Genomic DNA, 7,670 nt, shown 5'->3' on the forward strand with positions numbered 1-7,670 from the left:
GCTTTGGTGTACCAGATTTCTTTATCTAATAATGCTGTATCGGCTTTAAAATAAGCATCAGAACCTACAACCGAATTTTTTAAATCTACAAAACCTGTTAAGCTAACGTTTTGGTTGGGTTTAATAACATATCCGTTGTAAAGATCTTTGATAGAATCCGGGGTGTTTTTCCAATTGATGATAATGTCTGCATTCTGCCATTTTTTGGAAAACATTTCAGGACATTTAATGAAAAAATTAGAGCCTTTTACCGGTTGTGCAGTGAACGGATAATATGGTTTTTCTGAATTTAACGCACCATTATCATTTTCTATCTGAATAGATTTTACCCCTTTTACATCAACCGATATTTCTATATTTTTTAATAATGCTTCTGAAAGAGCTTCGTAAATATCATAGTAATGTTCTCCTTCAAGCATGAATCTTACCACCGGAAAACCCGTCTGGAATGTTTCTGCATGTACTTTCTTATCATATTGCACCACTGCAGGAAAATCTTTCTGCAACGTAAAAGAAAGCTGCAATTGATCGTTTTCGTTTTTATTACACTCCAAAAAAATTCCTGACAGCCATTCTTTTTCGCCGCTGCAAAGTACTTTAATGCTGTTCTTAATAAAGTCACTTTCAATACTCTGCAGTTTTTGGGTCGATTTTTTTTCGAAGTCAATTGTAAGAGTTATGGTTCTTTCCCCTTCCTTTAAATTAAATAAAGATGATGCAACAGAGAAACCCAGTTTAGCTTTTGGAAGCTCTTTGTAAACAGATTTTTTTTCTGAAACGGTTTCGTCTGCATTGTATCCGAAAGGCCACCAATAATTGCTTTCTTCCGGCAATTTGTCTCCCAAACCATCAGAAGAGTTGGCTACAGGAGCCATTTTCAGCTCTCTTTTTTTAGCATCGTTTAAAAAACTTTTTACCTCAACCACTTTTGCCTGATTGGCAATAAACTCTTCGCCGGTTTTGTAAATTCTTTTTTTACCGTTGGCGTCTTTATCGCCATCCAGTAACGTTCCGCCGGGAATTCTTTCCTGAATTGCTTTTTTAGCCAGCTCAAAAATCACGTACACTTTGTCTGGTCGGGCATCATTTTTTTCAATCTGAAGTATTTCATTATAATAGAAATCCAAATGCCTTTTCGTTAAATCATTAAAGGCTTTTTTGGAGAAATCTAATAGCTTTAAAAAGCAGACAAATAATGTAAGATGCGGGGTTAAGTTGCTGTCTTGCTCAAACTGCGACATAAGATCTGCAACCTGTTTTTTCATACTTTTGTACTCCACACTTTCTCTGCGCGGGATAGGATTGGCATCATCACCCAGGAAGAAGTTTCCCCATTTTCCTTTTGGTGTTGTATTATCATCTTTTTCAAAATAGTTTACACGCTTCGCAAAATTATTTGCGAACAGCAGCCAGTCAAACAAATCGAAATCGTGTAATTCGAGATTGCCCGGATCTAATTCTGCTAAAAAGCGCTGCATTTGTGATTTTCCTTCACGGTAATGTGAAAATGTATCTGTTTTTTTCATTTGTTTATATTTATCTTTCTATGTTCAGATGCAATACTTATTGTAATGTGGGTCGTATTAAAAATGGCTACAGACATCCCGTAATTCATTATTTTTCAGTAGCTTCCTCTTTATAAAAAGGAAAAACAATATTGCTTCTTGTATTCGTATTTCTTACTTCGTAGTCAATTTTTATCAAAATTTCTCCTTCAAGCTCGTCTTGGGTATCGATATCAATACTTAAGATGTTTATTCTGGGTTCGTGATATAAAATGGCACGCTCAACGATTCCTTTCATTTGGGTAATCAACGTTACGTCAAGAGGGCTGAAGAGCATTTCCTGCAAATCGCATCCGTAATCGGGGAACATTACACGCTCGCCCGGTCTTGTTGACAATAAAATTTTAAGACTGTTATTGATGTCTTCCACATCGGTGGTCATTGCCAGTTTTCCTTCAGTTTGATTAAACTCAGGCGGAAAACTCCAGCCTATTCCTAAAAAATCTGTATTTATTTTCATACGTTATTTTGTTATATTTTGGTTGTAGCATTCTGCATCTGTCACATAGCGTTTTAGTTGTACTTACTGTTTTGCTATTGATGTATTACGTTTTTATTTTTAGTGGATTATATTTAAAAATATCATCAGCCTATTAAAACAGTAGGTTCACCTGCCGATATTACGCCGCCATGAGCTGTAGAATCTCCCATTCTTGCGGCTGGTTTTCCGCCGATCATCACACTTGAAGATCCTGCTGCGATCGTATCTGGCGGACCAGTGCATACTGCTTTGTCTCCCACTCTTGCGGCTGGTTTTCCGCCGATCAGTACGGTAGGTTCTCCCGCCGGAATGATGGGTCCTCCTACATGTGGAGTTGTTCCTGTAACCATAGGACAGGTATGCATATCTGTAATTCTTGCTGCCGGTTTCATTTTAATTTATTTTTACCTGAGATCCTTTCACTACTGTTACTGCGCCGGATTTTAATTCAGAACCTGAACTTCCTTCCGCTTTTAACTGAGCACTGGCTTTTATGTTGATATTGGTTCCTTCCATATTGATGTCGCCTTTTGCTTTGATCTTGATGTCTTTTCCGCTTTCGATACTGATACCGTCTTTATTAAGCGTAAGAATGTTAGAATGCTCGTCTTCTATTTTGATAACATCGGCATCTTCATCCAAAATCACTTTTTTACCTTTTGGTGTTTCAAGCGTATATGAAATTTTATCGTCATTAAAGATCATTTTCATTTCGCTTCGGGTAACAAATCCTTTTTCGTGATTATCATCAGAAGCTGTGATGGGAGCAGGTTTTGTGCTGCTGTTTAACATTCCTAAAACTACTGCATCGTTGGGATCGTCATTAATGAAACCAATAATAACCTCATCCCCGATTTCAGGTCTGAAGAATGAACCTCTGTTTTCACCAGCATCAAGCGTGGCAATTCTTGCCCAGATTCCTTCTTCTTCGCTGTTGATGATCGGAATTTGTACTAAAATCCTGTCTTCACCGTCCGGATCAGATTCTAATTGTGAAACAATACCGACATGCAATCCGTTGATGGAAGGAATGATTCCTGAACCGGGCATTTCGCTTATATCATAAGTTTCTGAAAACCATGTCGGAGAAAGCCCGAATTGAGCATCAACCAGCCAGTTTCCGTCGACAATCTCGTGACGAACTCCTGTTACATAAATCTTCCCGTTGAATCGGTTTCCAACACCTTGAAGTGTTAGTGTAACTCCAGGTTTTACCGCCGGAATTCCCTGAAACTTTACCCTTCCTCTTGTTTTCGCCAATTGCTGGAAAGTTGCTTTTGCATCGCCCCATTCCTGCAGCTCGCTTTGGGTAAGGTTTCCGCCGTGTTTAAGCTGAAGATCTTCAATTCCGAAAACTTTTGCCAAATCGCCGGATGAAAGATCCCCGTTAAGACTAATTGCCGGATCCTGGGCTTCAACTTCTGTAAGTTCCTGATCGGTATAGCTCCATGTTTTGGCTGTAATTTTACTGAATTGGTCTCTTGCGTCGATTTCACCATCAAATTCATGTATTGACGATCCGTAGACTACGGTCTCTACGGCATCCTGAAAATCAGGTTTAGCTACTTTGATGGTTCCGTTATCAACGATGCACAATTTACCGTTTGCCTGTGCTCTGGTTAACATAAAATCCCAATCTGAAGCCTGATACTGCACCAATTCTTTATGTGAATTTGAAGTTGCCTCAACATCGGCAGTTGCACCGCTATTACCAATCAATTCTTCAATGACATCGCTGTCTGTACTTTCGTAGAAATATTTGCTTTTTCTGCCTAAAGTCATTTTTACGGCTTTGTCTCTGCATTCTACAATGAGGTAAGAAGAGCCGTTTCTGATTTTTATATTGTGTTTTACCACAACACCTTTAAAAATGGTCTCTTCAATGGAGTGATATCCTGCTGTGATTTCTATTTCTTTTCCGGGAATCAGGAGATCTTCATTACTTAATTTGAAATCTTGTTCCGGCACACTTCCGTCTAAAATAACAATGCGGGCATAAGGAATTCTGTTGACTTCTTTTTCCACGACAATGCTTTTCACCCTGTATTTACCCGGCAGTTCTGAACTTCCGGACATCACCTTAAATGTTATTAAGTCAGGATTTTTTGCTGTTTGTATGTATCCGCTATTGTTCATTTTATGATTTTTTTTCTAGAGGTGGAAAGTAGAGCTCACTTCCTGGTTTTAATTGTCTGAAATTGATAAGACCATTTGCCTTAGCTACTTCCAAGTAATATTTAGAATCTCCGTAGATCCTTTCGGTCATTAGTGGCAATGTGTCTCCATCTTTTACTGTTCTTCTGTGAGTAAGATCCGGTGAGTTTTTATTGGCCATTCTTGCAGCAAGCTCATCGCTGATCGATTCTAAAAAAGTGGCTTTACCGATCGCTCTTAAAGGAGTTCCGTCATTATTGAATAGTTTATAATCTACTGTTAATTCTGTAAGAGATCCTTCAAATTTGAATTTTCCCCAAGTAACAATCACATTATACGGCTTGTGAATAGTACCATTAAAATCTCCTGTTGCTGCATAAAATTCGTTTAATTGTTCTTCTACGGCTTTTTTGCTGAAAGGGTCTTTTTTACCTAAACCTTCTTTTATCTTGTTGATGAGCTTATTTCCCTGATTGGGCTTCATTACTCCTGTTCCGTCAAATAAAAATTCTAATTGTAAAGATTGAGGTGATTTTTTTACAAATTTTGAATTGGTTGCATTTGCTCCGTCAGCTTGTGTAGTATCATACTCTACTTTATGCGTTGTAGAAAAACCTGTCGGATTAATGAGAGCCGTAAAAGCCTTACTATCAACCAAAGCATTCTGGCCAAAGCCATTATCCTTATAAGTCCGTATCGTTACTTTCGCAATTTCTCCCATTATCTTTCTTTTTTACGTTTTTCAATATTTGCTATTTGCTCTGCACTTTCACTAATTGCCTGCATAATTTTTGCTTCGTCTACCGATATGGCAGTTGTTGCAGCTGCTGTCTTCTCGTCCACATTTATTTTAATGTGAAGCTCTTTTATTTCTATTGGCATTTCGTTTTGTTTTTAATTAATTATTAATATTAAAACATTAATAACCAATGATTTAACCTATTTGTTTTAAAAAATCTAAGCACATAAAAAGTGCGTTCAGCCTGATGATAGACTAATCTGTTTTTGTTTTATCTAAAAAGTTTTTGCTAAAAGTTATCTTTCAAACTAATACACTTTCAGGTGCTTAGATGATATTTTAGAAATTACAAGCCTAAGCTTGCTAACGATGAGGGTATTGTGAAATATCTATATTTCAGTTCTATTGTTTCAATAGCAAGTTTGCTTTCTTCGGCGTTGAATTCTGATACTTCCCATTTTACAGGGTACGCTCCCACTACATTCCAGACCATTAAAGGTGCTGTAGACTGCAGCCCGCCTGAAAGAGAAATAACGAGATCTCTGGGCTCAAACTCGAAGTTTTCCATAGCATTTCTGCACCAGTTGATCAATCCTGAACTTACGATCAGACCACGTTTAAGGACCAGATTAGGATATTTTGGACGTAAAGGAAGCTGATGAGTAAATCTGTTTTCGCCTCCTTCGGCATATTCTTCCGTTGAAATTTCTGTTGATAAACCAGATATAGACTGGAATCTGGAGTCAATACCCTCTGTTGTCGAAATCCCGTTAACAATAAAAGAGAAACTGGTTGGAGGATATAAAAGAGCCATGATTAGTTATTTTCGATCGTTAAACCTTCGTGAGCAATTTCTAAAGTTTCGATCGCTACTTCGTTACCTTCAGCTTTCAGATCCGTTGCATTTACTTTTAGCGGGAATGCATTTTTCACTTTCCATGTTACTGCAGGTTCGCCGTTTTCATCTAAAAGTGAGATCGTAATCGATCTTCTTTCTACTGTGTTCACGGCATTTTCATTTTGCTGAAATCAGGACTTGCACCATGTCTGTATTCAATTAAAGCTGCTTCGGCGTTTAATCCGCTCACTTCCTGAAAACCTACTTTTGTTCCGCCCCAATCTACTTCAAAGGCAAACTTTACTAATGGATATGTATTCATAATTATTTATATTTTATTTGTTATTAATTTTCTTATGCTTCCTGTAGTTTGTGTGAAAAACGCAATACAATAAACTCTGCAGGACGCACTGCTGCCATACCTATTTCTACAATCATTCTTCCTTCAAGAATATCCTGAGCAGACATTGTTTTGTTTAARCCAACACTTACATAATAAGCTTCYTCAGGCTTGCTTCCTGCCAAAGCTCCATCCTGCCATTGCTGGTTTAGGAAATTTTCRATCATGGTYTGTACACGGATCCAKGTATTRGCWGTATTCGGTTCGAAAACGAAACGTTCTGTAGCTTTTTTCACAGATTCTTCCACCATGTTGAAGAAACGACGTACTGAAATGTATCTCCACTCATTGCTGTTTCCGTCTAACGTTCTTGCTCCCCAAACCAAAGTTCCTTTTCCTACAAAAGTTCTGATTGCGTTGATTGATTGCGTTGATCGATTTTCCGGCTGTAGAATCTACGTTAAGATTTTCCTGATCCTGGTGAGAGATTTTTACTGTTGGTGCTACTACATAGTTCAGCCCAAGATTTGCCGGTGCTTTAAACACTCCGGAAGTAGAATCTACTTTAGCATAAACTCCCGCAATTGCTGATGATGGAGTTAATACTACAGGTTTAGATTCAATAGCTTTTTTTACCTTGTTGTATAATTCTGAATCTGAAGTTTTCAATGTAGCTAAATTAACACCCTGTACTGTTGATGCATCATAATTGTAGCTTAAAACAGTTTCTAATTTCGGATAATAAGCAGCTCCGTATTTTAAGCTTTCACTAATATCTAAATTGCTTCTGAAATCAGCAACTGCATCATCATCGTCACCTACAACATCCATGATCACAAATCTGTCTTTCATTAATGCTGCATGATCCAATGCCAATTCATATAAATTATATGCTGTATTTTCTAAAGCTTCAGCATCAGGGAAAACAATAACAGTTGGCTCATCTTCTTTTTCTAATAATTTTAATCCGTATGATAAGCTTCCTACCGCAGTTTCAGTTCCTAAGAAAGGAGCTGTTCCGTAATCTGCTACAGAAACGATATAACATGGGCCGCCTCCGTTTGCAAAATACATTTGCATTGCATAGTACATTTTGAAAGAACTTGGAGCTACTGCAGCATCAACAACACCATTGTTTACAGTAATTGTGAAAGTTTCAGCTTTTGCTTTTCCGAAAATCGTTTCGTATTCCAACATCGAAGAGATTCTTGTTGGTTCATTTCTTGGCCCGTCTGCAGTATGTCCGATAAAAGCAGGGATAGCCGTTTCTACTTGTGCTACAGATGGCGGGAATTTTGCAAGTTCCTCAACGTAGACTCCTGGTGTTTTGTAATTCATTTTTTTTAAATTTTAAAGTTAATATTAGTTATTTTCGATGGTTAAACCTTCGTGTGCAATTTCCAGAGTTTCGATCGCTACTTCGTTACCTTCAGCTTTCAGATCCGTTGCATTTACTTTTAGCGGGAATGCATTTTTCACTTTCCATGTTACTGCAGGTTCGCCGTTTTCATCTAAAAGTGAGATCGTAATCGATCTTCTTTCTACTGTGTTCA

Annotated in this window: 9 protein-coding genes and 2 pseudogenes; all 11 read right to left on the bottom strand. The window is 37.8% G+C overall.

What is annotated here, in order from left to right; translation table 11 throughout:
* Positions 1–1,526, bottom strand: a pseudogene (locus AB4Y90_RS14665) (baseplate J/gp47 family protein); the annotation flags it as partial.
* 88 nt (positions 1,527–1,614) lie between these two features.
* Positions 1,615–2,025: a GPW/gp25 family protein gene (locus tag AB4Y90_RS14670; protein ID WP_441558288.1), complete on the bottom strand. Its 411-nt coding sequence runs from the start codon at positions 2,023–2,025 to the stop codon at positions 1,615–1,617.
* 125 nt (positions 2,026–2,150) lie between these two features.
* The gene (locus AB4Y90_RS14675) at positions 2,151–2,438 is read right to left on the bottom strand and encodes a PAAR domain-containing protein (protein WP_441558289.1); all 288 of its coding nucleotides are present in this window, start codon (positions 2,436–2,438) and stop codon (positions 2,151–2,153) included.
* A gap of 1 nt (position 2,439) precedes the next feature.
* Positions 2,440–4,182 (bottom strand): type VI secretion system tip protein VgrG, encoded by a 1,743-nt coding sequence (gene vgrG / locus AB4Y90_RS14680; protein WP_441558290.1) that lies wholly within the window; start codon positions 4,180–4,182, stop codon positions 2,440–2,442.
* 1 nt (position 4,183) lies between these two features.
* On the bottom strand, positions 4,184–4,921 hold the full coding sequence (locus AB4Y90_RS14685; protein ID WP_441558291.1) for a CIS tube protein: 738 nt from the start codon (positions 4,919–4,921) through the stop codon (positions 4,184–4,186).
* Positions 4,921–5,082: a DUF5908 family protein gene (locus tag AB4Y90_RS14690; RefSeq protein ID WP_441558292.1), complete on the bottom strand. Its 162-nt coding sequence runs from the start codon at positions 5,080–5,082 to the stop codon at positions 4,921–4,923. The genes AB4Y90_RS14685 and AB4Y90_RS14690 overlap by 1 nt, the downstream gene beginning before the upstream one ends.
* A gap of 203 nt (positions 5,083–5,285) precedes the next feature.
* Positions 5,286–5,753, bottom strand: coding sequence for a phage tail protein (locus AB4Y90_RS14695; RefSeq protein WP_441558293.1), 468 nt, complete (start codon positions 5,751–5,753; stop codon positions 5,286–5,288).
* 2 nt (positions 5,754–5,755) lie between these two features.
* Positions 5,756–6,099: pseudogene (locus AB4Y90_RS14700) on the bottom strand (phage tail protein).
* Positions 6,100–6,131: 32 nt separating this feature from the next.
* Positions 6,132–6,503, bottom strand: a complete 372-nt coding sequence (locus AB4Y90_RS14705; protein WP_441558294.1) for a phage tail sheath C-terminal domain-containing protein — start codon at positions 6,501–6,503, stop codon at positions 6,132–6,134.
* Positions 6,463–7,455: a hypothetical protein gene (locus AB4Y90_RS14710; protein WP_441558295.1), complete on the bottom strand. Its 993-nt coding sequence runs from the start codon at positions 7,453–7,455 to the stop codon at positions 6,463–6,465. The genes AB4Y90_RS14705 and AB4Y90_RS14710 overlap by 41 nt, the downstream gene beginning before the upstream one ends.
* Before the next feature lie 24 nt (positions 7,456–7,479).
* Positions 7,480–7,670 (bottom strand): phage tail protein (locus AB4Y90_RS14715; protein ID WP_441558296.1); only part of this gene is annotated, 191 nt, incomplete at its 5' end.

This window comes from Chryseobacterium sp. 2TAF14 (genome assembly GCF_052115105.1).
Lineage (GTDB): Bacteria > Bacteroidota > Bacteroidia > Flavobacteriales > Weeksellaceae > Chryseobacterium.